The following is a 24,404-nucleotide window of genomic DNA, read 5'->3' on the forward strand; positions in this document are numbered from 1 at the left end:
TAGAAATTAAAAAATCTGTAGAAATAACCAATATAAAGTACCTGACAACACAATAGTTGCCGGTAAAGTCAGTACCCATGCCGATAGGATACTTTTAACCGTTGACCACTGTAGCCCCGATTTATTTGCAACCATCGTTCCGGCTACTGCACTATTTAACACGTGCGTTGTAGAAACAGGCAATCCAAAACCATCCGCTGCAGCAATTGTTGTCATCGCAACCAGCTCAGCCGACATTCCCTGACCATAAGTCATGTGATGTTTACCAATACGTTCACCAACAGTTACCACAATACGTTTCCAACCCACCATAGTGCCCAGACCTAAAGCCAACGCTACAGCAACTTTTACCCAAGTTGGAATATATTGTAGAAATGAATCCAGACTTTTACGGTAGTCCTTAACTGCCACTGTATTCTCAGCAGTCATTTCAGGTAATTGTTTTGCTTTATCCAGACTCTTAAAGGCTGTAGTGCTGAGATACATATCATTACGGATGCTATTCACCTGATCTTCAGGAATATTTTTAAGATCTCCATGTACAGCAACTCGCTGTCCTAAATGATCAGTTAAACTTGCCAATGCAGGCACAACCTCAGGTGTAACCTGTTTATTCTGAATATACTGGGTGATTACTTGTCGTGCTTGCGCATCCGGAACTTGTTGATGATTTGGAGCAATCGCAACAGCGGCTTGTTGAGACAGTTTTTTAAAAGACTGTATATGTGTCTGATCAAGATTTTTGTTCAAGGAATATGCCATAGGTACTAGACCAATTAAAATCAGCATAATTAACCCCATACCTTTTTGACCATCATTTGATCCGTGTGCAAAGCTCACCCCAGTACAGGTAAAAATAAGTACCGCACGGATGATTGGTGGAGGTGGACGGTTACCTACAGGAGGTTTGAATAATTCCAATTGCTTACGAAAAATCTTTTTCACCAATAAAAATACAATAATCGCAAAAGCGAAACCAATTAATGGCGAAAACAGTAAAGCCTTACCTACTTTCAGCACCTGGGCTGTATCAATACCACTACTTGCAATACCAGCCTGAACATTCAAAATATGATTCATTATGCCCACACCAAGAATTGAACCAATCATTGTATGAGAACTAGATGCAGGAATACCCAAAAACCATGTTCCGAGATTCCAGATAATCGCTGCAATCAGTAATGCAAAAACCATGGCAAAGCCTGCACCACTGCTGACATTCATAATTAACTCAACAGGCAACAATGCAATAATACCGTATGCAACTGCACCACTGGCAAGCATTACACCTAGAAAGTTACAAAATCCTGCCCACATCACTGCAACAGGCGCAGAAAGAGAGTTGGTATAAATAACCGTAGCGACCGCATTGGCCGTATCATGAAAACCATTGACGAACTCAAAACCCAGAGCAATAAATAATGCCGTAGACAGCAATACCACTGAATACAAACTTAAAGGTGGGACATGTGATAATTCAGCGCTCACTTGTAACCCAATATAGATTAAAGTACCAATAATGATCGAGAGAAATACAACCATAAAATACTTGGGTTGCTTGGTATGAACATTTTTGGAAACTTGTTGTAACTTTGAATCTGTAGTCATGATCTTTGCAGTCATAAAAGTGTAACAATTATAAAATTCGCATAGTTTTATCTTATTTTATGACAATTATATGACAAAGCGTATTAAAACTTTATCAATTAACCGTTAAGCACTTAATTTTACATGCAAATAATTAATTTATAATATTTTAAATTACCAAATAAATCATCTTAGATCGCTACGCTATCTATTGCCTTTTACTATTGAATATTACCATTCATTTCATTTAACGGACTGGATTGTCGCGTGATATAGCTTTGTTGTTTTTGTGCAATCACCGCACGGATTTGATTGATCTTTTGCCTTGCTGAGTTTTCTCCTGCTGTTATGGATTGCTGTCTTGATTTCGTAGAAAACACATGCTGTTTTTCACGAATATCTGGCTGAATCAAAATATCTGCTTGTTGCGACTCATAGGCCGCAAGGCGATTTTGCATGACATTAATATTTTGATTAAATAATCCCCAAACATTGGTGGTTTCTGTATATTCTGGACGGGCTAAAATATCAACCGCAATAATAATATCTGCTCCCAGTTTTTTGGCAACTTCAACAGGTACAGGACTAACCAAGCCACCATCGACATATTCAGTGTCACCTATTTTAGTAGGGACAAACATACTGGGAATACTGGTCGATGCACGTACAGCTTGCCCAGTATTTCCTTGATAAAAAATAGTTTGCTTACCACTTTGTAATTCAGTCGCAACCACATAAAGCGGAATTGGCATTTCTTCAAGCGTTTTTTGATTAATATTTTTATTAATAAAATCTTCTATTTTTTGTCCATCAAAAAAACCCTGTTTACTCAAGGTAAAATCTCTTACATCTGAAGGCTTAAAGTTCATTGCAATATTTTTTAATTCAGCCGGGCTTTTCCCACTGGCATATAAAGCACCAACAATACTTCCAGCACTCACACCAATGATCATATCAGGTTTAATACCATAATCTTCCAGAACTTTAATTACACCAATATGAGCATACCCTCTGGCACCACCACTTCCGAGAACCAATGCAATTTTGGGATGATCGACAGGAATTGAACTGATTTGAGTTTGTTGTAGATGTGCAGGTACAGGCATTACATTGGCATGACTAAACACTCCACAGAATATGGCGATGCAATATACACTTATTTTCAATATCATTGCGTAATATCGCATGATTTTCCCAAAACTCATCGAAAGCAACAGCGCATGATACTTTATTTATAAAGATATTTTCTCTGATTCTTGTTTATAGTCTTGTAGCCTTTTGTGCATTATCGTGAAGAAACCTTTAAAATCATAACAACAGATAAAATCAAGAATTGCAATTGTTTACTTTTCCTAAAACTTTTTTAAAAATATCCTGATTTAAATTCCACGCAGTGTATCTTTTTGCGCTAAGATAGCACTCGTTTTTGTGAAACATTTATCAATCCCAAATAGAAGGAATGCTGCCGTGGACGTACGTCTGTCAGATCGTGTCAATGCCATCAAACCATCCCCAACACTTGCAGTCACCAACAAAGCTGCTGAATTAAAAGCTGCGGGTAAAAATGTTATTGGTTTAGGTGCAGGGGAACCAGATTTCGATACCCCTCAACATATTAAAGATGCAGCCATTAAAGCCATCAATGATGGTTTTACCAAATACACAGCGGTAGACGGTACGCCAGCACTAAAAAAAGCTATTATTGCAAAATTCAAACGTGACAATCATTTAGATTATGAAGCTAACCAGATTCTGGTATCTTGTGGCGGTAAACAATCATTTTTTAACCTTGCCCTTGCATTATTAAATAAAGGCGATGAAGTCATTATTCCTGCACCATATTGGGTAAGCTATCCAGATATGGTGATCATTGCAGAAGGTACGCCAGTTATTGTCAAATGTGGTGAAGAACAACGCTTCAAAATCACACCAGAACAACTGGAAGCAGCCATCACACCAAATACCCGGTTATTGGTATTGAACAGCCCATCCAACCCAACAGGCATGATCTATAGCAAAGCTGAACTTGAAGCACTGGCAGAAGTTTTGCGCAAACATCCTCAGGTTTATATTGCATCTGATGATATGTATGAACCAATTCGCTGGGAAGATGAATTCTTCAATATTGCAACTGTAGCACCTGATCTTTATGATCGTACCTTTGTACTAAATGGTGTATCCAAAGCCTATGCCATGACAGGTTGGCGTATTGGTTATGCTGCAGGTCCAGCAAAAATCATTGGTGCAATGAAAAAAATCCAGTCGCAATCTACATCTAACCCAACCTCTATTTCGCAAGTTGCTGCTGAAGCGGCATTAAATGGCCCTCAAGATGTACTTAATCCAATGATTGAAGCATTTAAACGTCGCCATGATTTAGTGGTCAATGGCTTAAATGACATCAAAGGTATTTCTTGTCTACCTGCTGACGGTGCATTCTATGCGTATGCCAACATTCGCCCATTAATTCGCGCCAAAGGATTAAAATCCTGCACAGAGTTTTCAGCATGGTTACTTGAAGAAACCGGTGTTGCCGTTGTTCCGGGTGATGCGTTTGGTTTAGGCGGTTATATACGTATTTCTTACGCAACAGCGGATGAAGTGCTTGTAGATGCGCTGGCTCGTATCAAAAAAGCAGCAGATTCTATTGAAGGCGTTGATGACGCGATTGCTTCTATTGCTGCTGAAAAAACTGCCTAACGTAACAAAGCATATCAAACAACTCTGCCTTGCACTGTATTTTTTATGCTTTAGTACATAAAGAGTGGCTCAGACCACTTGCTAGGAAGCATCCAATATCATTATTGGATGCTTTTTTGATTGAATTAATAATAAAAAAGAAAATTATCATAATGGTTTTAAAGCAATTTCTGATTTTTGATTGGCATTGATGCTGCAATAAATGGAATACAATCTGCCAAATCCTGACAAGACTGCCCCGTTTTGGATTTCAAAAAATAATCTTGTACCATCTGAGCCTGCTGTTCGACGCCATACTGTAAAAATTTTTTACCTTCTTTTAAAACATAACGATAACGTCGATCAAATAAAGCCTTACGAATTAACGCCATCCCCTGCTGTACCTGCCATACATGCGTCAATTCATGAATTAACCATGATTGTGTCGCAATCGATTCTTTTGAAAAATCCTCGACCCAATCTTTTGGATGAAAATAAACATTACCGTTTGGACTCATAGCATAGTGTCTTAACATCAACCGATGCGCTACAATTTCAATCTGATCAAGTTTTAAATGCTCTGCAAAAACCTCGAAAGCCAGTTTTTTCTCCCCTACAGTAAGAAAACGCCGCTGTACAACCATTTTTTTTGAGAATAAAAAATGCTTTAAAATCTGTATCATTGAGAATTCACTGTATAAATAAGCATCTATAGAACAAAAAGCCATCTAAAATGCTATGATTTAAATAAAATTTTAAAATACAATAGCCAAAGTTGAATTTCAAAAAACAACTTTAGCAATATCGGTACTGTATACTAGCGTGATTAGCCAAATTTCCGATAGGCAAATGTATCATTTTGCTATGATTGTTGTTATCAATATAAAAGCAAAAATTTTGATGATGACAATATTAAAGCACCCCAAAAAACAGGAATAAATTTCAAATGCGTAATTTTAAAGTCGCTCTTTCACAATATTCTCCATCTATCGGCAATATTGCCCAAAATGCGCAAAATATGTTGGCACTTGCGCAGCAAGCTCAACAACAAGGTGCAGACATTATCGTCTTCCCAGAGCTAGCATTGATCGGTTATCCACCAGAGGATTTATTACTTCGTCCAAGTTTACTCAAGCGTACTCAACAAGGACTAAGCACATTACAGCAAGCCAAAGATATCATTATGTTGGCAGGTTATGTACATGTGGATGAAAATGGTCAACGCTATAATTCTGCTGCTCTTATCAAAAATGGTGAAATTCTTGGGATTTATCATAAACAAAATCTACCCAACTACAGTGTCTTTGATGAAGAACGTTATTTTGAAGCAGGACATCAACACCTGATTTTTGAACATGCAGGACATAAGTTTGGTATTTTAATTTGTGAAGATATCTGGATTGAAAAAAATACCCAGCAATTATCAAAACTTGGTGTAGACACGATTTTAGTTTTAAATGCTTCACCTTACGAAGCTGGTAAACCACAACAACGTCAAGCACTGGTCAGCAAACTGGCGCAACAATACAACTTGAATATTGTTTATGTCAATCAGGTAGGTGGTCAGGATGATTTAATTTTTGATGGTGCATCAACAGTCATTAATGGTGATGGCGAAATTGTTGCACAAGCCAAACTTATCGAACAACAAATGCTCTACGTTGATTTTGATGCGCAACATAAAAAGTTTATTTCTCAGGAAAAGCCACAGACACTTGATACGATTGCTGAAATTTATCAATTACTGGTGATGTCTGTACGTGACTATGTCAACAATTCTGGTTTTCCCGGCGTTATCTTGGGCTTATCTGGTGGAATTGACTCTGCACTCACACTGGCGATTGCCGTAGATGCATTAGGCGCAAATCGTGTACAAGCGGTCATGATGCCTTATACTTATACTGCACAAATCAGTGTTGAAGATGCTGCTGCACAGGCACAGCGCTTAGGAATTACCTTTGGTATCGCAGAAATCAATCCAATTGTAAATGGTTTTATGCAGACTTTGACTCCATTTTTTGGGAATAGTCCGGCAGATGCAACCGAGGAAAATCTACAGGCGCGTTCACGTGGTACGTTATTAATGGCGTTATCCAATAAATTTGGTAATCTGGTTCTATCTACAGGTAATAAATCAGAATTGGCTGTTGGATACTGTACGTTATATGGCGACATGGTAGGAGGATTTGCACCACTTAAAGATGTCTACAAAACCATTGTTTTTGAACTCGCCAAATATCGTAACTCCATTGAAGAAACTCCTGTGATTCCTGAACGTGTGATTACCCGCCCACCTTCCGCAGAATTGCGCCCAGATCAAAAAGATCAAGATTCCTTACCAACCTACGATATTCTTGATGCAATTTTATATATGTACATCGAAGAAGATCTAAGTCAGGAAGATATTATTCAAAAAGGTTTTGATGCAGATGTGGTGAAAAAAATCATCCGACTGGTCGATCGTAACGAATATAAACGCCGTCAAGGTGCAATTGGCCCACGCATCAGTTCTCGTGCTTTTGGCCGTGAACGTCGCTATCCAATCGTTAATGGTTGGACAGCTGGATTATAATTTTTAAGTAAACTACAGCGCCATCAATTCATAATTGATGGCATTTTTTATTTTTTACAGACAAAAAAAGAGACCATACTGGGATGTATGGTCTTGAAAATGGTGGCTATGACGGGACTCGAACCTGTGACCCCAGCATTATGAGTGCTGTGCTCTAACCAACTGAGCTACATAGCCGTAAACTGTGGACGCATTATTATATTTTCATTGCTATCCGTCAAGTGATGAAGTCATTAAATGACTAAACTACATCCAATCATACTGTATTCAGCGAATTTCACTCATAATCCCATGCAGATTCTTATAGATCACGGAAAATGCATTGACCGACTACCATCTCAACAGTTATGTTTAGATCATTAACTTCATTCGATTCCTTGATCAAGATTTCATGTTTAATTTACCGATAAATCATACCATCTCGCTCATTATTATTACCGTTGTCGTTTCACTCGTAGCTTTTAGTCAACCAAGAGTTATGGGACGACTGATTTTTTGGAGTCCAGCAATACGACAAGGCCAGATTGATCGCTTTATTACCTATGGTTTTGTACATGCTGATGGTTTTCACTTACTATTTAATATGATTACCTTATTTTTCTTTGGTAGTTTCATCGAACAATTTTATCGTCAATATGCATTCAATATGGGATTTGCCTTGTTTTATCTTGGCGCCTTGATTGTTTCTATTTTACCGAGTTATCTACAACATCGTGATGATCCACAATGGATGAGCTTAGGTGCTTCTGGTGCAGTATCAGCAGTATTATTTGCCTTTATTTTGTTTCAACCATGGAATCTGATTTTTGTATTTTTCATTCCTGTGCCTGCCATCATTTTTGCCATTTTATATATTGCTTATAGTATCTGGGCAGCCAGACGTGGTAATACAGCAATCAATCACAGCGCACATCTTTGGGGAGCAGCTTACGGCATTCTCTGCACTATCTTGCTGGAACCACGGATTATTTCAGTATTCTTATATCGTTTAAGTCACCCGAATTTTTTAAACTAATTTAATTTTAATGGTTGAAATCATGTCTTGTCTTAGTTTAATTCTAGATACCGAAACGCATACCTTAAATGGTTATCCCATCGAAATTGCGTATTTACCCATAACCTTAGAGCAACAAATCCTGCATACAGATCAAACAGGTATTTTTGATGAATATTATAGTCTGGATGCAGATACATCCATTCATTTTGCATCAATGGCTGTACATCATATTTTACCGCAGGACTTATTAAATAAACCCAGTTTCCGTCAATTTCGATTACCGCAGGATTGTATTTACCTGATTGGTCATAATATTGATTATGATATACAGGCGATTGCGCGTTGCGGTCAAAGTATTCAGCATATAAAACCCATTTGTACTCTAGCATTGGCACGTTATTTATGGCCACAGCTAGAAAGCCACTCCCTGAGTAGTTTAAGCTACTTTATCTCGGATGATTTTGAAAAAACCCGGGAAATGCTACGTAATGCACATAATGCCAAAACAGATATTTTACTCACAGCAATTTTGCTACAAAAAATTATTACTTTGCTTAATATTGATAATATTGGTGCATTATATCAGCAGTCACAATTGGCACGTCTACCACAATTTATGCCTTTTGGAAAATACAAAGGCTATCCACTGACTGATATTCCAATTGATTATGTACAATGGTTATTACGTCAGGATAATCTGGATCCATATCTGAAACAGGCACTGGAACAAACCTTTTAGTGATTGGGGAACAAGAATGAGTCAACGCTTTACTATACAGCCGATTGACGTTGGAAATTCATTACAGAATTACATCTGGATATTGGTTGATGAACAACAACGTACTGCTGTTGCCATTGATCCAACTCAAGCAGATCTGGTATTGGATTATTGCCAACAACGACAACTCATTCTAGAACAAGTCTGGATTACTCACAAACATCATGATCATATTGGTGGATTAGCACAATTACGCCAGCAAACTCAGGCAAAAATTTATGTACCTGAACTAGAGATGGACTGTATTGAATATTTTGATCATACTTTAACGGATCAAGATCAATTTTATTTTTCTGGATTAAAAATTGACGTAATTGCAACAGCAGGCCATACACTCGGACATATTTGCTTTTTTGTTGATGAACTAGATGCATTGTTTAGCGGAGATACACTGTTTGCTATGGGGTGTGGTCGGATTTTTGAAGGTACCTATGCACAAATGTATCATTCTCTGAATCGCTTAGCGGCGCTGCCCGCCTATACCAAAGTTTACTGTGCGCATGAATATACCGAAGCCAATGCAAACTTTGCTATTAATATTGAACCTGACAATCTGATACTTCAGCAACGCTTAAAGCAAGTTCAACAATTGCATCAGCAAAAGCAAATCACCTTACCCTCAGAAATTGCACTAGAACTAAAAACCAATCCGTTTTTACGGTGTCAAAATGTAGAGGAGTTTCAAAAACTAAGGCAATTAAAAGATCAATTTTAACTGTTGATCTTGACATTAGAGTCGGATGTCTTCAAAATATGCGACTTGTTTACGGGCTGGTTTTGCTTTGAATTTGTAGAAGTATAAACAAAAAGGCCCGCCCCAGACTAACTGATTTCAAGGAGTGCAAGAGTGGCAAACTCTGCTCAGGCTAAAAAACGTGCGCGTCAAAACCTTAAAGCGCGCAAACACAACGCAAGTTTGCGTTCTATGGTTCGTACTTACATCAAACGTGTTGTTGCTGCGATTGCTGCTGGTGAACACGCTGTTGCTGCTGAAGCATATCAAAAGGCTGTTCCAGTCATTGACCGTATGGCTGATAAAGGTATCATCCATAAAAATAAAGCTGCTCGCCATAAGAGCCGCTTAAATGCTCAAGTTAAAGCATTAGCTGCGAACTAATTTGAAGCAATAATAAAAACCCAACTTGTTTACGCAATGTTGGGTTTTTTAATCACATAAAAATAACTTGCCACGAATGATTGCTCATTTCTTATCAATATGCTTGATCAATCGAGCAATATCTAGACGCTGATGTTGACCACGCCAAATCCAATGTACAATATTTTGTTCAAAAGGCGCATCTACATATTCAAACCAGACAAATATTCCTTCCATCATTTCAGGCCAATCTTTTGATTCTACCTGTTGATGTCCCGCAATGATCGCAATAAATGCAGCAAGAATCGTATCGTGACTTACAGCTAATGATAGATGTCCACAATGGTCTAAGTGCTGCTGTTCCACCTGATAGGTCTGATACAATAACTTCAAAACATCTAATACACCTGTCACTGGATGTTTCATCCCCGGTAGGCAATTCTGTACAAAGCTATTAATAAAACCAACTGCTCCCTGCTCTCTAAAATAAGGGGCTGCCTGTTTGATATCCACGACAAAGCTACCTGGCTCAACCAATAAGGATTCCTGCGCAATATCAATTTTATGTGTATTATTTTGTTTAATCTGATCTGCGCCCATAATCATCAGCTCAGCAGTATCAACGCAACGCTGAATTGGACTACTGATACAATTGGTAATATTGCGACTGGTTTGTTGGGTTAAATGTTCTCCCCATGCAAAAGCCAACTCTCGACCTTGATCAGTCAGTTGTAAATCATAACCAGCCAAACCAATCCCACGGACTACTTCACGTAAAGAATGGCGGGTAAATAATAATACGGGTGTTGCTTGTACTGGCAACAATTCTATTGCCTGCAACATACTTTTAGGTAAACGATTTAACACAGTCACAGTATCAAAACTTCATCAGTTCAACCTGATGACTATAACATGATCTGGCCGCGACTCAATTGTTCCTTGACAGAAGAGCGATAAATTGTGAAATTTTTTGCCAATCATCCGCATAACGCAAAGCAATAAAATTACCATTAAGAAGTTGTTTACGCTGATTGTAATAAAATGGCTGATGTTTCAGGCTATAGACCTCTCCACCAATACTTTTCAGTAAACCTTGCCCTGCTGCAGTATCCCATTCACAAGTCGGATGAAAACGTGGATAAATATCAATTTGATCTTCCAGCATCATACAGAACTTATAAGCACTACCTGCCATAATTTTTTGATAATTAATATGATGCTGTTCCAGAAAAGTTAAAAACTCGGCATATATCGGACTACGTTCCGGGCGCCGACTCATTGCAATACGTAAAGTTTCCTGATACCTGAATTGTCGCTGATATTGTGTCACAATCACTTTTTTTTCTTGATGCCACTGCCAACGAAAAGGCAATAGGTCTTTTTGTGTAATATAAATTTTATGTTGTAACGGTACAGCTAAAGCCGAAATGACTGATTCTCCTTGATCAATCAAGCTTAAATTAATCGTGAACTCGCCAGTTTGATGTAAAAACTCCTTAGTACCATCGAGCGGATCCAACATCCAGAATTGTGACCATTGATGACGTAATTGATGTTCCCCCTCTTCTGATAAAATGGGTAATTGCGGTGTAATGTGCTGTAATTGCGATTGAATCATTGCATTACATTTCAAATCTGCTTGTGTTACTGGAGATTGATCCGCTTTTTGTTGAATTTCAAATGCAGCGCCTGCAATATAGTCTTGATATTCTTGTTCAAGCAACTCACTGGCACGTTGTAAAATTTGACAAAGCTGTTGCAATTTTTCCGGCATTTGTTGTAATGCAACTTCAATAAACATCTCTTTTATTCCTGTTCATCATGATTAATTTCAGTCATTCAGTTGGCACACCACAGCCTATTCAAACTTTATTTTTCGACATGGATGGTACTTTACTGGATCTCGCTTTTGATAATTTTATCTGGTTAGAATGCGTCCCCAAACTCTGGGCTCAACAACAGCAATGCTCAATTATAAAGGCAAAAGAAATACTGTATCAGTTTTATCTTAAGCATCAGGGACAATTAAACTGGTATTCATCCAAATTTTGGCAGCAACAATTAGGGATTGATGTTCTTGCCTTACAACAAAATTACCGACAACGTATTCAACCAAGAGCTGAGTGTTTTGAATTACTCTCTTCACTTCAAGAAAAAGGCTTTGATTGCTGGTTAGTTACCAATGCAGATGAAGCAACCTTACAATTAAAACTTGAAACTATTACTTTGCGCCCTTATTTCTCTCATATCATTAGTAGTGAATCACTTGGATTTCCCAAAGAACAGATTCAATTTTGGCAACAGCTACAACAAATGCATCTATTTGAACAACAGTATGTCGCTTTAATTGATGATAATTATGCTGTACTTGAAAGTGCGCAAAAATTTGGCATCAAGCATTTGTGGAGCATCAGCCAACCCGATTCCACAACTATTCGAAGCCAATATCATGCTGACTTTACACACTTGCAACAACTGACAGACTTACTTGATCAAATCATTATCCATCACGAGGACTATGTGCATTGATGAATTCATCAGATAGCTTAAATCACGACAGTATGCGTGTCGATAAATGGTTATGGGCCGCACGTTTTTTTAAAACCCGTTCAATCGCCAAAACAGCAATTGAAGGTGGCAAAGTACACCATGAAGGTGAGCGAGTAAAAGTTTCTAAAGAAATTAGAATAGGTATGGAACTCACTATCCAACAAGGCTTTGATAAAAAAACCGTTGTGATTAAAGCTTTATCTGCCAAACGTGGTGGTGCGCCACAAGCACAATTATTGTATGAAGAAACACCGACCAGTATTGCCCGCAGAGAGTTAATTAGCTCACAACGTAAATTAAACAATCTGGCACGGCCAGATCATCGTCCCAATAAAAAGGATCGTCGTCAGATCAACAAATTCAAACAGGAAAATAATTTCAGTGATGACTGGCTTGATTATACCAATTAATTATACGACACAATCTGTCGCAAACATGTTTTACAACACTCGCATTGTTCTACAAATTCTGCCATTATGCTTGCATTCAAAATGATCACCTGATCCTGAATACAAACTAAGGCATCCACTTTGGTCATTAATTTAACAATTTACAGTTTAGAGGTTTTGAGATGGATGATAATAAAGCAAAAGCACTCAACGCAGCGCTCAGTCAAATTGAAAAACAATTTGGTAAAAACACTGTTATGCGTTTGGGTGATGAAACCGTACAACCTGTAGAAGCAATTTCTACTGGCTCACTCACCCTTGATATTGCTCTTGGGATTGGAGGTTTACCAAAAGGCCGTATTATCGAAATTTATGGCCCTGAATCTTCTGGTAAAACCACAATGACATTACAAGCAATTGCACAATGTCAAAAAGCTGGTGGTACCTGCGCATTCGTAGATGCAGAACATGCCCTTGATCCAGAATATGCCAAAAAGCTTGGTGTTGATATCGATAATCTGTTAGTTTCACAACCAGATAATGGTGAACAAGCTTTGGAAATTGCAGACATGTTGGTTCGTTCAGGTGCAATTGATCTGATTGTTATCGACTCCGTAGCAGCCTTAACACCTAAAGCCGAAATCGAAGGTGAAATGGGCGATTCACACATGGGACTTCAAGCCCGACTAATGAGTCAGGCATTACGAAAAATTACTGGTAATGCCAAACGATCCAATTGTATGGTCATTTTCATTAACCAGATTCGTATGAAAATCGGTGTTATGTTTGGTAGCCCAGAAACAACAACTGGTGGTAATGCCTTAAAATTCTATGCTTCTGTTCGTCTGGATATTCGCCGTGTTGGTGCAGTTAAAGAAGGTGATGAAATTATTGGTAATGAAACCAAAGTCAAAGTCGTCAAAAACAAAATGGCGCCACCATTCAAAGAAGCACTATTCCAGATTCTATATGGCCAAGGTACCAATCTACTTGGAGAAGTGATTGATTTGGCAGTTGCTCAGGAAATTGTACAAAAAGCAGGTGCATGGTACTCGTATAAAGGCGATAAAATTGGTCAAGGTAAAAATAATACCATCCGATTCCTTGAGGAAAATCCACAGATTGCTCAGGAAATTGAAGGAATTATCCGCCAAAATACATTAGTTAAAGTTGTTCCGGCAGATCAAATGGCTGAATCAGATAATGAAGCTACATTTGATTTAAATCACTAATTAAAAAACTTTGCAGCCTGAGATTATTCAGGCTGCTTTTCCAGAATATAATGACATCACATTCTCAATCTACACCCTCTCAACCTGCTTATCGAGGTCAAAAACTACGTGCTTTTGCTTTTGCACTTTTGGCAAAACGAGAGTATTCCAAAACAGAGCTATATCAAAAATTGATGCTATATGCAGCCGATGCTGACGAAGTTAAATTACTACTTGAGGAATTATCTCAGGCGAATTATCAAAGTGATACACGTATGGCAGGTATGCTAGTTAGGCAGGAAATTAGGCAGGGACGTGGCCCTAGACGTATTCAACAGCGCCTACAAAAACACCAAATTGATCATGACTTGGCTCAGCCAGATTTGGCAGAAATAGACTGGTTTGAACAGGCATTACAATTAAAAATTAAAAAATTTGGTGAAAACATTGCGCAAGATCAAAAACAACTGGCAAAACAAATCCGATTTTTACAATATCGTGGTTATGCAATAGATATCATCATGAAAGTTGTAAAATATAAAGAAAATGATTAAGACGCAATATTATTGTAATTATAAAGACTGGTGGCAACCCTACTAGCAATACTTCGGCACATCATAGATCTGCTACCGTTGCTACCTTCCGGTCCTGGCGGGGTTCACAGAGTACAATTGCGAAGCCACCAGCAGGGCTACCATTGCAATGCAAATTATAGAGTAATTTTGATTACTTGCAAGTAAAATTCTATTAGAGATTATAGACTTGTTTAATTTCTCCGCAATTTTCACAATATCAATAGCAAATCCATAACAATCTCTAGTTTACATCCCTGATCAGAGTTGGCATTATCATTAACATTGTTACACAACAGTATTGATTTTTCTTATGAAGAAAATAGCATTTTTAAGTTGTACACTGCTTTCTTGTTCTGTTTTTGCCGCGCCAATTCAACAAGGCTCTCTATCTGTAAACACACCTATTGCTGAAAACAATAGTGGCACAACGCCCCTACAGCAACAGCCTTCTCAATTGTGGGAGTTACGGCAACTTGTAGACCAATTACAAACAGAAGTTCGTCAACTACGCGGTCAACTAGAAGAAAAAGATAATCAGATTGATCAACTTACGCAAGATATAAAAAGTCGTTATGATGACCTTGATCAACGTTTAGAATTATTAAATCAAAAAGTTGATCCAGATTCAGCAAATACAGATGATGAAAACAATGGTCCAGCCGAAACTGACCAAAAGCCAGATGCAACGCCAGCTTCAAGTCCGATTGGTTCCAATACTGCAACAACAAATAAGCCCAACACTGCAAAAAATGATCAGGAAGCTTATGAACTAGCTTATGAAGCCTACCAACAAGGCGGCGCAGCAAAAGCCATTAAACCGATGGAAAATTTCATTAACCAATATCCTCGCAGTCCGTATGTCAGTCATGCATATTACTGGTTAGGAGAATTTCATTTATCAACTACTCCACCCAATTTTAAAGCTGCCAAAGACAATTTTTCTATTGTCGCCGGCAATTATCCCCAATCTTCCAAGGCACCTATTTCCTTATATCGTTTGAGCGAAATCAGTAAAAATATTACTCACAACATTCCTGAAGCTAAGGATTATTATCTAAGACTGATTCAAAAATATCCAAATAGTGATGAAGCCCAAAAGGCAAAAAAAGAGATTAATCTTTAAAGCAAAAAGCCTTTTCAATAAATGAAAAGGCTTTGAAATTGATCATTTTATATAAAAAAACTAACGGACTATACCACGCTTGGAATTTTTCAGTGAATCAATTAATAGTTGTGCTTCAGGAACTGTTGGCAAAATGTCTTGTTCAATTTGTTCAATGGCTTCTTTAGTCGTTGCATTGGAACGATATAGAATCTTAAATGCCTGCTTTAAACCATCTATTGTTTCTTTAGTCCAGCCTTTACGCCGCATACCTTCAAAATTCATTCCGTGAGCATGTGCCGGGTTACCCGATGCCATGACAAAAGCTGGAACATCTTTCACAATCAGTGATGCACCACCAATCATGCTATAAGAGTCGATATGGCAAAATTGATGAATACCTGAATTGCCACCAATAATGACATAGTCAGCAATATGAACATGCCCTGCAATGCCGGCATTATTGGCAATAATATTATGATCACCAATAATACAATCATGTGCAATATGGGTATTTACCATCAATAGGTTATGACTCCCTACTTGGGTTAGTCCCTGATCTTGTATTGTTCCACGATGTAAAGTACTGTGTTCACGGATAGAATTGTAATCGCCAATTTCCAGCCAAGTATCTTCATCTTTATATTTTAAGTCCTGACAACGCTCACCAATACTACAAAACTGAAAAATTTCGTTATGGCGACCAATACGGGTATTTTCAGCAATTACAACATGGGAGAAAATTTTAGTGCCTTCAGCAATGCTAACATTTGGACCAATAATTGAATAAGGTCCGACCTGTACATCAGCTGCTAATTGTGCATCCGGATGAATAATCGCCGTTGGATGAATCAACTCAATATTGATCATAAAGATAATGTTTGTCTAGATAAAATAATTTCTGCCTGTGCTACGACTTTATCATCAACACACGCTGTTGCATTAAATTTAAATACGCCACGACGATTTAAAATCAGTTCAGAGTTTAAAACAAGTTGATCCCCTGGTACAACCTGTTTTTTAAAGCGAACATTTTCCATACCTGCAAATAGGAAAGTATCACCATCTTGCGGTTTTTTATTAATAATCATCATGCCCAAGATTCCTGACAGTTGTGCCAAGGCTTCCATAATCAATACACCTGGCATGATTGGATATGCAGGGAAATGCCCCTGAAAAAACTCCTCATTCATGCTAACATTCTTATACCCTTGAATTTTAGTAGCATTTTCAATCGCAGTGACCCGATCTACTAATAAAAATGGATAAGCATGGGGTAAATATTCACGAATTTTCTGAATATTCATTGGTAATTGTGGAATGATTAAATCATCCTGAGTTTGTATATCTGTCATATTTAATCTTTTGTATCAGTGTGTTTTTCAAGTTCTAGCTTCTCAATGCGGTTTTGCAAAAGATTGAGTTGCTTAACGAGTTTATTGATTGGCGTTTCTGTTAATTGCCTAAATCCGATAACTGCTTTTCTCCAGTTAAGATTATCAAATAACCCTGTACCAGAAGAATATAAACCAGATTTATCAATGGATTTAGTTACCATTGACATTCCGGTCAAATGCACATGATCTGTAATTTCTAGATGCCCTGCGATACCACATGCACCGCCAATAATACAATGTGCACCTATTTTCGTACTGCCAGCAATGCCTGTCTTGGCTGCAATCGCAGTATGTGAACCGATTTGTACGTTATGGGCAACTTGTACTAGATTATCAATGATTACGCCATCGTCAATGACCGTATCATCCAAAGCACCTCGATCAATACTACAATTTGAACCAATACGCACTTTATTTCCTATACGTACTTTACCTAACTGTGCAATACGATGCCATTGCTCCTGATACGGAGCAAAACCAAAACCTTCCCCACCAATACTGGTATTGGCATGAATTCTAACATAATCACCTATCTCCGTACCCTCAGAAATCGTTACATGGCTTTCAATGTAAGCAGAATGACCAATTTTGACATGATCAGCAATAAATACTGATGGGTGGATAATGCTATTATCACCAATTTGAGTATCTTCACCAATCACAACAAAATCACCAATTGTTACATTCTGACCAATTGTTGCTGTTGGATGAATTTTGGCAGTGTTGGCTATACCCTGCTGGTTATATGGCGGTTTAGCGAATAAATGTGTCAGTATTGCAAATGCCAAATAAGGTGATTTCACTTCAAGGACAATACATTGATCTTTCAATTGATCTACCAGATCAGAAGATACGATCAGTACACCTGCTCGAGATGCTTTAGCCTGATCGAGATATTTTTCACCATTGACAAAAGAAATATCCTGCACGCCAGCTTGTTCGAGACTTTTTAATTGTTCGACAATAAATTCAGTGTCACCATGTACAGTTCCCTGAACATGGCGACAAATATCAGCAAGGTTAAAACTCACAATACAACCTTATTTTAATACAGTATTCACTTGTTGAGTGACTTGCATGGTTAGGTCAATAGATGGGTCATAGCTTACCACTGCTTTACGATCAATCACCATGCTATAACCACCCTGTTTACGCAAGTTTTCAACCACTTGCTCAATTTTAGGACCTAAAGTCTGATTAATTGTTTCCAAAGAAGTCTGTACACGTTTTTGCATATTGGCAGCATTTTCATTATACGCATTCATTTTTGCAGCATAATCTTGTTCCAATTTACGTAGGTCTGCTTCTTTCATGTTTTTACCTTCAGCTTGCGCTTTATTTTGAAGGCTTGTAATTTCTTTGGTCAAACGCTCATGTGTTTGTTGTTGCGGCTTAAGTGCTGCATCCAGACTTGCCTTTTGAGCTTTCATATAGTTTGTGTCAGTTGCGGCTTTTTGCATATCCACAACTGCATATTTTTCTGCAAATGCAGCTGTAGTCATGGATAAACCGATTGCTAGCATAGATGATACAAGTAATTTATTCACAACAAACTCCTTGGTTAATTTTTAAATGTGATGATGTATTGCAGTTAGAAGGTTGTACCAATCTGGAATTGAACACTTTGTGTATCATCGCCATCTTTTTTGTTTAGCGGGTATGCATAACTAAGTGATAATGGCCCAATCATAGTATTCCAAGTGAAACCAACTCCCACACTATAGCGTAGCTCACTCATATCAATATCATAATCTGCTGATTTAGTATCAAAGACCTGTCCGCCTTCAGCAAATATTACAGGTCGAACCTGACTTGCCCAGTCACTCTTGCTTGGTAAAGGTAGAACTAATTCTACCCCCCCCTGAATCAAAGCATTACCACCTGTTTCTTCTGGATCGGAATCTGATTGCCCAGCATTAGTATAATAATATGAGTCATATCTAGGACCTAAAGTATTAGATTCATACCCACGTACTGAACCCCAGCCACCAGCAAAAAAGTTTTTAAAGAATGGTAAATCATTACCATAACCAAGTTTACCGTAGCCATGCACAACAAAACCTTTACCTATTGGGAAGTAAGCTTGTGCATCATAGGTAATTTTTTGGTATTCCTGATCACTACCTGGTAATGCAATGTCTAAATTGACTTTGTTATAAAAACCTTTGGTTGGAAACATTGGGCGGTTTAGTGAATTATAAGCCCATGCCAAACTCAAGTTATAAGATAAAAATTCACTTGATACACCATCAGGATATGTCACCAATGCTGCATCGCTACAACTATCATTAGTACCATCACTATCAGAATCGGTATCATAATTTGCACTTGGACACCAGCTTCCCGTTGATTCTTTACGATTCGTTCCATGATCACGCAAATAATCTACAACCAGAGATGATGCATAAGGACCTGTGGTTACCTTAGTCTTATCAACGCCAACTGTTGCACTAATACTCTGATTTTCATCTAAGGGATAACCAAAAGTAACGTTTGCACCAATAGAGTCTGTATAATAGTTACTAACGTTATAGTCATCATCCAGTTTGGTTTTACGGTAGTAAACATTATAACCACGGCTTACACCATCAATTGTCCAGTATGGGTCATATACGCCAATATTGTAGGAGTCGTAGTAGGATGAACGGCTTAAATCAATATTAAATTTATTACCCGTTCCCATAAAGTTATTTTGGCTTAAACCCAATTGATAAGTTACACCATAACTTTGTGAGTACCCTACTGCAATAGTACTGGTTCCCGAATGCTGCTCTTCAACCTTGACATCCAGATCCACCTGATCAGGTGAACTTGGAACTCGGACAGGCTTGATATCTACTGTTTTAAAATAACCTGTCCGCTCTAGACGTACTTTTGACAAATCAATTTTTTCATTGCTTGCCAATGCACCTTCCATTTGACGCATTTCACGACGCAGCACCGCATCATTGGTTTTGCTGTTACCAGAGAAGTTAATACGGCGTACCGTTACTTTCTGGCCAGGATTAATATAATAATTCAGATTAACTGTTTTAGTTTCTGCATTAATTTCAGGTACTACATTTACTTCAGCAAAGTAATAACCTGCATTACCAAATTTACGTAGCAATTGTTGTTTTAGTGCGTTGACCTTCGCTTGAGAATAGGTTTCGCCATTCTTATATATTTGCAGTGCTTGTAGATCTTTATTTTCGAATAAGGCATCACCTAGAAACTTGGTTTCACCAAAATTAAATTTTTCGCCTTCATCCACATTTACTTCAATAAAGATGTGCTGTTTATCTTCACTTAAATTTAACTGTGAACTATTAACCGTAAAGTTAATGTAACCATCGTTTAAATACATGGCACGCAAGGCTTCTAAACTTGCACTCATTTTTTCTTTAGCATAACGGTCATTGCGTGTCACAATTGATGACCATGAGCTTTCTTTTACGGCAAAGGCACGTTCGATGTCTTTATCACTAAAAACATGATTACCAATCACATTAATACTGACAACTTTTGCTGCCTTACCCTCATCAAATTTCAATTTGACTGCAACGCGGTTATTTGGACGAGGCGTTGTTTCAACAGTAATATTTGCGTTGTAACGACCTTGCTGTGAATATTGTTGTTCTAATTCATTTTCAACATTTTGTAATGTGGCTTTTTTTAATACCTCACCCTCAGCAATACCCATTTTTTTTAGGCCATCAAGTAAAGCTTCTTTTGGAATTAACTTATTTCCATCTAGCTCTACACTTGCAATGATCGGACGTTCAATAACTTTAAATAAAAGTGTATTGCCTTGTTGGTAAGATTGTACATCATCAAAATTACCAGAGTCATATAAAGCTTTAATTGCATTCGCAATAGAAGCATCACTTGCTTGATCTCCAGCACTGATTGGAATAAGACCATAAACATTGGCTGGGGTTAAACGCACTAAGCCTTCAACACGAATATCACTTACTTGAAAACTTTCGGCATGTGCAGTCTGAACGATCGCCATTGCACTGACTAAAGCTAAAGGCATAAAAAGAGGGTTGTGCCGCATGTTGTTCATTTCCAGTTTTTCAATAATTTGGTCAAAATACTTTAAAAACGCATAATATCGTTAAATAAAGCTAATAGCATCATTGTTCCAAGTAGCGCCATACCTATTTTTAGCCCAAAAAGCTGAACTTGCTCCGATACAGGGCGTCCACGCAATGCTTCAATCAGGTAATATACTAGATGTCCACCATCTAGCATAGGAATTGGTAACAAATTTAACACACCAAGACTTACGCTCATGAGTGCCATAAAAGATAAAAAAGTTTGCCATCCCATTTCTGCACTTTGACCTGCAACTTTGGCAATGGTAATTGGGCCAGAAATATTATCCAAACCAATTAAACCACGAATCATTTTGACAATACCATTGACAGTCATGGTTGACAATTGCCATGTTTTATCAATTGCTAATGAGAAGGCTTCCAATGGCGTATATTTTACCGTCAAAGCATATTCACTTGGAATTTTAAATTTTTCTGCCTGAATCCCTGCACCAATCATACCAGTTACATTACCCATAGAATCTTTTTTGGCTTGAGGCATAATCTCCAGTGTATATATTTGTCCCTGACGTAATATCGTAAAAGATAATAATTTTTCAGGAGATTTACGTATAATTTCAACTGCATCTAGCCAGTCATTGACAGCTTGCCCATTAATTGCCCCAATCTCATCACCAACTTTCATGCCCTGTCTGGCTGCTGCACCATCTGCATTAATCTGCCCAATAATTGGTTTAATTTTAGGCTGATAAGGCATAAAACCTAAACTTTGCAATGCTGATTGGTTTTGATCCTGAATAAAATTTTTAATCGGTAATTGTTTCTGTAATATTTGCCCTGCACGATCTACTTCTACAGTTACCGTACCAGTTTCGCCCATACGTTCCAGCAAGGTATAATTTAATTTTTCCCAAGTTGGTGTGGCCTGTTGATCTATGGCAGTAATTTTATCCCCTACACGTAAATCCACTTGCGCTGCCGGTGTTTGCGGAATAACTTTACCAATTCGAGTATTTAATTGCTCACTGGCAGGTAAATATAAAATCCAGAACAGAATCACCGCAAGTAATAAATTAATCAATGGACCTGCAGCAACAATCGCAAACCTTTTCCATACCGATTGTCGATTAAAGGCCAAATGTAACTGATCTTCGGGAACATTGCCTTCCCGCTCATCCAACATTCGGACATAACCACCAAAAGGTAAAGCCGCAAGACGATATTGAATACCAGATTTTTTGGATGTCCATTGAAATATTTTTGGTCCAAAACCAATGGAATAGACTAATACTTTGACACCCATACGACGTGCAACCCAATAATGACCAAATTCATGAATGGCAATTAAAGGACCCAACAATAATATTGCTGCAACAATAATAAATAGAATATTCATCACTGTACCCCGTATTGTGTAATCCATTGCTTGGCAGTTTGTCGTGCAATCTGATCAGCCTGTAAAATACCTTGCAGATCATGTGCCAAAGCAATTGTCGTTTTATCCAACGTATCCGCCACAATTCTGGTAATGTCCATAAAGCTGATTTGATCTGTCAAAAAAGCTGCAACTGCAACCTCATTAGCAGCATTTAAAATCGCTGGAGCCGTACCACCTGTTCTCATCGCCTGACGTGCCAATGTTAATGCAGGAAAACGCTCTATATCTGGTGGATAAAAATCCAGTTGCTGAATATCGAACAAATTCAAAGCCTGTACATGAGTTGAAATTCTTTTTGGCCACGCCAAAGCATGAGCAATTGGTGTACACATATCAGGATTGCCCATTTGTGCGAGCGTAGAGCCATCAATGTACTGCACCATAGAGTGAATGATACTTTGTGGATGAATAACAACTGTAACAAAATGTTCTGATATTGAAAATAAATGACAAGCTTCGATGAGCTCTAATCCTTTATTCATCAAAGTTGCCGAATCAACAGAAATTTTACGTCCCATCGACCAGTTTGGATGTTTACAAGCCTGCACTGGTGTTACACAGTCAAGTTGCTCTTGCGTAAAATTTAGAAAAGGGCCACCAGATGCTGTTAATAAAATTTGCGCAACACCCAATTGTGGTGTCTTATCTGCCTGACGATAATCAAAATATTGCTCTGGCAAACATTGAAAAATTGCATTATGTTCTGAATCGACAGGTAATAATAACGCATGATGTTGCTTTGCTTCTGCCAACATAATGTCGCCTGACATCACCAATGCTTCTTTATTGGCAAGCAAAACACGTTTACCTGCTCGAATCGCGGCAAGTGTAGGTTGCAGCCCCGCAGCACCAACAATAGCAGCCATAACAACATTTACTTCTGTTGCTGAAGCAATTTCAATCAAACCAGCTTCATCAAAAACCAGTTCAGGAACAGGCGTTAGTTTTTTTTGTTGCGCAAGCTGTAAGAATTCTTGTTGTTTTGCTTGTGGCAATGCAACAATCTTTGGGGAAAACTGCAAACAAATGTCTATAAGTTCTGCAATATGCTGATAACCGGATACCGCATACAATTGATATATTTCCGGATGTTGCTCCAATATTCTAAGTGTACTTTGTCCAATTGAACCGGTCGCACCCAAAATCGCAACTAACTGTTTCATTAAATATCAAATCCTAATACTTTAAATAGATACATGCCTGCTGCAAAAATAGGTGCTGCGGCAAGTAAAGAATCTACACGATCCAGTACACCACCATGTCCTGGTAATATACGTCCGGAATCTTTAATACCTGCACGGCGCTTAATCATTGATTCCACCAAATCGCCTTGTACTGAAGCAATGACTGTAATCAATGACAATAACATAAAACATAAAAATGGCAGGACATGTAAATCCAGAAAACTAAAAGCAACCACCAGAATAATCAAACTAGAAGTCATCAATCCGCCAACCAAACCTTCAATCGATTTGTTTGGACTGACTAACGGTGCCAATTTACGCATACCAAACTTACGTCCAACAAAGTATGCACCACTATCTGCACCCCACACCAATAAAAATACATACATCAACCACCATGGCGATAATTTCCACAGTGAAAAAATGGCTGTGACCGCAGACACGATCAACAATGAACCCAAACCATATAGCGTAGTATTGTACCAACCGTCATATTCAGGGTAACGTTTCACCCAATAAATACTGACCAGCCAAACTGCAATTGATGCCAACCAGAATAAAATCCATAAATCTTTAATAAGATAAAAAGAAATTAGGGTAAATATGGCATTGAATAATCCCCAAGCCCAAGCAACAGTTAATTTAAATGGTTTATTTTCTGAATGAGGCATTAATTTTGACCATTCATAACCTGCACCAAGTGCAGCAAGCGTCATAAGTCCCAGCATCGGATAATAAGATGTCGTTGCAAACATACAACCCAGTACTACCGCAACCAGCACCAATGCAGTCACTATACGCTCTAACAT

Annotated in this window: 24 protein-coding genes, 1 tRNA gene and 1 other RNA gene; 11 read left to right on the forward strand and 15 right to left on the reverse strand. The window is 38.1% G+C overall.

Annotated features, from left to right (window positions below):
• Positions 1 to 6: 6 nt before the first annotated feature.
• Together F4V57_RS05205 and F4V57_RS05210 are read right to left on the reverse strand one after the other, a co-directional pair.
• Positions 7 to 1,608, reverse strand: a complete 1,602-nt coding sequence (locus F4V57_RS05205; protein ID WP_227515658.1) for an inorganic phosphate transporter — start codon at positions 1,606 to 1,608, stop codon at positions 7 to 9.
• Between the two features lie 200 nt (positions 1,609 to 1,808).
• On the reverse strand, positions 1,809 to 2,774 hold the full coding sequence (locus F4V57_RS05210; RefSeq protein ID WP_070068961.1) for a patatin-like phospholipase family protein: 966 nt from the start codon (positions 2,772 to 2,774) through the stop codon (positions 1,809 to 1,811).
• A 280-nt stretch (positions 2,775 to 3,054) separates the two neighbouring features.
• Here F4V57_RS05210 and F4V57_RS05215 point away from each other — a divergent pair, with 280 nt between their 5' ends.
• Positions 3,055 to 4,287 carry a pyridoxal phosphate-dependent aminotransferase gene (locus F4V57_RS05215; RefSeq protein WP_070068960.1) on the forward strand — a complete coding sequence of 411 codons (1,233 nt, stop codon included), beginning with the start codon at positions 3,055 to 3,057 and terminating at the stop codon, positions 4,285 to 4,287.
• Positions 4,288 to 4,445: 158 nt separating this feature from the next.
• Here the strand turns inward: F4V57_RS05215 and F4V57_RS05220 are convergent, their stop codons facing one another.
• Positions 4,446 to 4,949: a type IV secretion protein Rhs gene (locus tag F4V57_RS05220; RefSeq protein WP_070068980.1), complete on the reverse strand. Its 504-nt coding sequence runs from the start codon at positions 4,947 to 4,949 to the stop codon at positions 4,446 to 4,448.
• Positions 4,950 to 5,212: 263 nt separating this feature from the next.
• Here F4V57_RS05220 and F4V57_RS05225 point away from each other — a divergent pair, with 263 nt between their 5' ends.
• The gene (locus F4V57_RS05225) at positions 5,213 to 6,838 is read left to right on the forward strand and encodes an NAD+ synthase (RefSeq protein WP_070068959.1); all 1,626 of its coding nucleotides are present in this window, start codon (positions 5,213 to 5,215) and stop codon (positions 6,836 to 6,838) included.
• A 100-nt stretch (positions 6,839 to 6,938) separates the two neighbouring features.
• Here F4V57_RS05225 and F4V57_RS05230 read toward each other — a convergent pair.
• Positions 6,939 to 7,015 (reverse strand) — tRNA-Met (locus F4V57_RS05230).
• A gap of 214 nt (positions 7,016 to 7,229) precedes the next feature.
• Here F4V57_RS05230 and F4V57_RS05235 point away from each other — a divergent pair.
• The 4 genes from F4V57_RS05235 (at position 7,230) to rpsT (ending at position 9,730) form a co-directional block, all read left to right on the forward strand.
• Positions 7,230 to 7,853, forward strand: a complete 624-nt coding sequence (locus F4V57_RS05235) for a rhomboid family intramembrane serine protease (RefSeq protein ID WP_070068958.1) — start codon at positions 7,230 to 7,232, stop codon at positions 7,851 to 7,853.
• Positions 7,854 to 7,875: 22 nt separating this feature from the next.
• The gene (locus tag F4V57_RS05240; RefSeq protein ID WP_070068957.1) at positions 7,876 to 8,574 is read left to right on the forward strand and encodes a putative quorum-sensing-regulated virulence factor; all 699 of its coding nucleotides are present in this window, start codon (positions 7,876 to 7,878) and stop codon (positions 8,572 to 8,574) included.
• Positions 8,575 to 8,590: 16 nt separating this feature from the next.
• Positions 8,591 to 9,328, forward strand: a complete 738-nt coding sequence (gloB, locus tag F4V57_RS05245; RefSeq protein WP_070068956.1) for a hydroxyacylglutathione hydrolase — start codon at positions 8,591 to 8,593, stop codon at positions 9,326 to 9,328.
• A gap of 132 nt (positions 9,329 to 9,460) precedes the next feature.
• Positions 9,461 to 9,730: a 30S ribosomal protein S20 gene (gene rpsT / locus F4V57_RS05250; protein ID WP_070068955.1), complete on the forward strand. Its 270-nt coding sequence runs from the start codon at positions 9,461 to 9,463 to the stop codon at positions 9,728 to 9,730.
• 84 nt (positions 9,731 to 9,814) lie between these two features.
• Here the strand turns inward: rpsT and F4V57_RS05255 are convergent, their stop codons facing one another.
• On the reverse strand, positions 9,815 to 10,552 hold the full coding sequence (locus F4V57_RS05255) for a phosphoglycerate mutase family protein (RefSeq protein ID WP_070068979.1): 738 nt from the start codon (positions 10,550 to 10,552) through the stop codon (positions 9,815 to 9,817).
• Positions 10,553 to 10,637: 85 nt separating this feature from the next.
• Positions 10,638 to 11,510, reverse strand: a complete 873-nt coding sequence (locus F4V57_RS05260; RefSeq protein ID WP_070068954.1) for a 3'(2'),5'-bisphosphate nucleotidase CysQ family protein — start codon at positions 11,508 to 11,510, stop codon at positions 10,638 to 10,640.
• 20 nt (positions 11,511 to 11,530) lie between these two features.
• Between F4V57_RS05260 and F4V57_RS05265 the strand changes: the two genes are divergently transcribed.
• The 4 genes from F4V57_RS05265 to F4V57_RS05280 all read left to right on the forward strand — a co-directional run bounded on the left by F4V57_RS05265 (position 11,531) and on the right by F4V57_RS05280 (position 14,413).
• Entirely contained in the window at positions 11,531 to 12,238 is a 708-nt protein-coding gene (locus tag F4V57_RS05265) for an HAD hydrolase-like protein (RefSeq protein ID WP_070068953.1), read from the forward strand.
• Positions 12,238 to 12,669 carry an RNA-binding S4 domain-containing protein gene (locus tag F4V57_RS05270; RefSeq protein ID WP_070068952.1) on the forward strand — a complete coding sequence of 144 codons (432 nt, stop codon included), beginning with the start codon at positions 12,238 to 12,240 and terminating at the stop codon, positions 12,667 to 12,669. Before F4V57_RS05265 ends, F4V57_RS05270 begins: the two co-directional genes overlap by 1 nt.
• A 161-nt stretch (positions 12,670 to 12,830) precedes the next feature.
• Positions 12,831 to 13,880, forward strand: a complete 1,050-nt coding sequence (gene recA / locus F4V57_RS05275) for a recombinase RecA (RefSeq protein ID WP_070068951.1) — start codon at positions 12,831 to 12,833, stop codon at positions 13,878 to 13,880.
• A 47-nt stretch (positions 13,881 to 13,927) separates the two neighbouring features.
• A complete protein-coding gene (locus tag F4V57_RS05280; RefSeq protein WP_406564512.1) occupies positions 13,928 to 14,413 on the forward strand; it encodes a regulatory protein RecX in 486 nt (161 codons plus the stop codon).
• Between the two features lie 37 nt (positions 14,414 to 14,450).
• On the opposite strand, the gene ffs is transcribed toward F4V57_RS05280, so the two are convergent.
• Positions 14,451 to 14,547: signal recognition particle sRNA small type (ffs, locus tag F4V57_RS05285), an RNA gene on the reverse strand.
• A 197-nt stretch (positions 14,548 to 14,744) separates the two neighbouring features.
• Here ffs and bamD point away from each other — a divergent pair.
• Positions 14,745 to 15,557 (forward strand): outer membrane protein assembly factor BamD, encoded by an 813-nt coding sequence (gene bamD, locus F4V57_RS05290; RefSeq protein ID WP_070068949.1) that lies wholly within the window; start codon positions 14,745 to 14,747, stop codon positions 15,555 to 15,557.
• Positions 15,558 to 15,617: 60 nt separating this feature from the next.
• Here bamD and lpxA read toward each other — a convergent pair whose 3' ends face one another.
• From lpxA to F4V57_RS05330, 8 genes are read right to left on the reverse strand one after another with little or no spacing between them, the layout of a single operon-like run.
• Positions 15,618 to 16,406, reverse strand: a complete 789-nt coding sequence (gene lpxA / locus F4V57_RS05295; RefSeq protein ID WP_070068948.1) for an acyl-ACP--UDP-N-acetylglucosamine O-acyltransferase — start codon at positions 16,404 to 16,406, stop codon at positions 15,618 to 15,620.
• Positions 16,403 to 16,891, reverse strand: a complete 489-nt coding sequence (fabZ, locus tag F4V57_RS05300; protein WP_070068947.1) for a 3-hydroxyacyl-ACP dehydratase FabZ — start codon at positions 16,889 to 16,891, stop codon at positions 16,403 to 16,405. Before fabZ ends, lpxA begins: the two co-directional genes overlap by 4 nt.
• Before the next feature lie 2 nt (positions 16,892 to 16,893).
• The gene (gene lpxD, locus F4V57_RS05305) at positions 16,894 to 17,967 is read right to left on the reverse strand and encodes a UDP-3-O-(3-hydroxymyristoyl)glucosamine N-acyltransferase (RefSeq protein ID WP_070068946.1); all 1,074 of its coding nucleotides are present in this window, start codon (positions 17,965 to 17,967) and stop codon (positions 16,894 to 16,896) included.
• Between the two features lie 6 nt (positions 17,968 to 17,973).
• A complete protein-coding gene (locus F4V57_RS05310; protein ID WP_141729208.1) occupies positions 17,974 to 18,480 on the reverse strand; it encodes an OmpH family outer membrane protein in 507 nt (168 codons plus the stop codon).
• Between the two features lie 44 nt (positions 18,481 to 18,524).
• Positions 18,525 to 20,972, reverse strand: coding sequence for an outer membrane protein assembly factor BamA (gene bamA, locus F4V57_RS05315; RefSeq protein WP_070068944.1), 2,448 nt, complete (start codon positions 20,970 to 20,972; stop codon positions 18,525 to 18,527).
• 41 nt (positions 20,973 to 21,013) lie between these two features.
• Positions 21,014 to 22,369: an RIP metalloprotease RseP gene (gene rseP, locus F4V57_RS05320; RefSeq protein WP_070068943.1), complete on the reverse strand. Its 1,356-nt coding sequence runs from the start codon at positions 22,367 to 22,369 to the stop codon at positions 21,014 to 21,016.
• Complete coding sequence (gene ispC / locus F4V57_RS05325; protein ID WP_070068942.1) at positions 22,369 to 23,574, reverse strand: 1-deoxy-D-xylulose-5-phosphate reductoisomerase; 1,206 nt, start codon at positions 23,572 to 23,574, stop codon at positions 22,369 to 22,371. The genes rseP and ispC overlap by 1 nt, the downstream gene beginning before the upstream one ends.
• On the reverse strand, positions 23,574 to 24,404 hold the full coding sequence (locus tag F4V57_RS05330) for a phosphatidate cytidylyltransferase (RefSeq protein ID WP_070068941.1): 831 nt from the start codon (positions 24,402 to 24,404) through the stop codon (positions 23,574 to 23,576). The genes ispC and F4V57_RS05330 overlap by 1 nt, the downstream gene beginning before the upstream one ends.

Source organism: Acinetobacter qingfengensis (genome assembly GCF_008693185.1).
Taxonomy (GTDB): domain Bacteria; phylum Pseudomonadota; class Gammaproteobacteria; order Pseudomonadales; family Moraxellaceae; genus Acinetobacter; species Acinetobacter qingfengensis.

Excerpts from the sequence above, each read along its gene's own strand:
- F4V57_RS05240 (WP_070068957.1), top strand. The coding sequence starts at position 7,876 with ATGTCTTGTCTTAGTTTAATTCTAGATACCGAAACGCATACCTTAAAT.
- F4V57_RS05225 (WP_070068959.1), top strand. The coding sequence starts at position 5,213 with ATGCGTAATTTTAAAGTCGCTCTTTCACAATATTCTCCATCTATCGGC.
- bamD (WP_070068949.1), top strand. The coding sequence starts at position 14,745 with ATGAAGAAAATAGCATTTTTAAGTTGTACACTGCTTTCTTGTTCTGTT.
- F4V57_RS05205 (WP_227515658.1), bottom strand. The coding sequence starts at position 1,608 with ATGACTACAGATTCAAAGTTACAACAAGTTTCCAAAAATGTTCATACC.
- gloB (WP_070068956.1), top strand. The coding sequence starts at position 8,591 with ATGAGTCAACGCTTTACTATACAGCCGATTGACGTTGGAAATTCATTA.
- F4V57_RS05330 (WP_070068941.1), bottom strand. The coding sequence starts at position 24,404 with ATGTTAGAGCGTATAGTGACTGCATTGGTGCTGGTTGCGGTAGTACTG.
- F4V57_RS05260 (WP_070068954.1), bottom strand. The coding sequence starts at position 11,510 with ATGTTTATTGAAGTTGCATTACAACAAATGCCGGAAAAATTGCAACAG.
- ispC (WP_070068942.1), bottom strand. The coding sequence starts at position 23,574 with ATGAAACAGTTAGTTGCGATTTTGGGTGCGACCGGTTCAATTGGACAA.
- recA (WP_070068951.1), top strand. The coding sequence starts at position 12,831 with ATGGATGATAATAAAGCAAAAGCACTCAACGCAGCGCTCAGTCAAATT.
- bamA (WP_070068944.1), bottom strand. The coding sequence starts at position 20,972 with ATGCGGCACAACCCTCTTTTTATGCCTTTAGCTTTAGTCAGTGCAATG.
- lpxA (WP_070068948.1), bottom strand. The coding sequence starts at position 16,406 with ATGATCAATATTGAGTTGATTCATCCAACGGCGATTATTCATCCGGAT.
- fabZ (WP_070068947.1), bottom strand. The coding sequence starts at position 16,891 with ATGACAGATATACAAACTCAGGATGATTTAATCATTCCACAATTACCA.
- rseP (WP_070068943.1), bottom strand. The coding sequence starts at position 22,369 with ATGAATATTCTATTTATTATTGTTGCAGCAATATTATTGTTGGGTCCT.
- F4V57_RS05235 (WP_070068958.1), top strand. The coding sequence starts at position 7,230 with ATGTTTAATTTACCGATAAATCATACCATCTCGCTCATTATTATTACC.
- F4V57_RS05220 (WP_070068980.1), bottom strand. The coding sequence starts at position 4,949 with ATGATACAGATTTTAAAGCATTTTTTATTCTCAAAAAAAATGGTTGTA.
- F4V57_RS05255 (WP_070068979.1), bottom strand. The coding sequence starts at position 10,552 with ATGTTGCAGGCAATAGAATTGTTGCCAGTACAAGCAACACCCGTATTA.
- F4V57_RS05210 (WP_070068961.1), bottom strand. The coding sequence starts at position 2,774 with ATGCGATATTACGCAATGATATTGAAAATAAGTGTATATTGCATCGCC.
- F4V57_RS05265 (WP_070068953.1), top strand. The coding sequence starts at position 11,531 with ATGATTAATTTCAGTCATTCAGTTGGCACACCACAGCCTATTCAAACT.
- F4V57_RS05270 (WP_070068952.1), top strand. The coding sequence starts at position 12,238 with ATGAATTCATCAGATAGCTTAAATCACGACAGTATGCGTGTCGATAAA.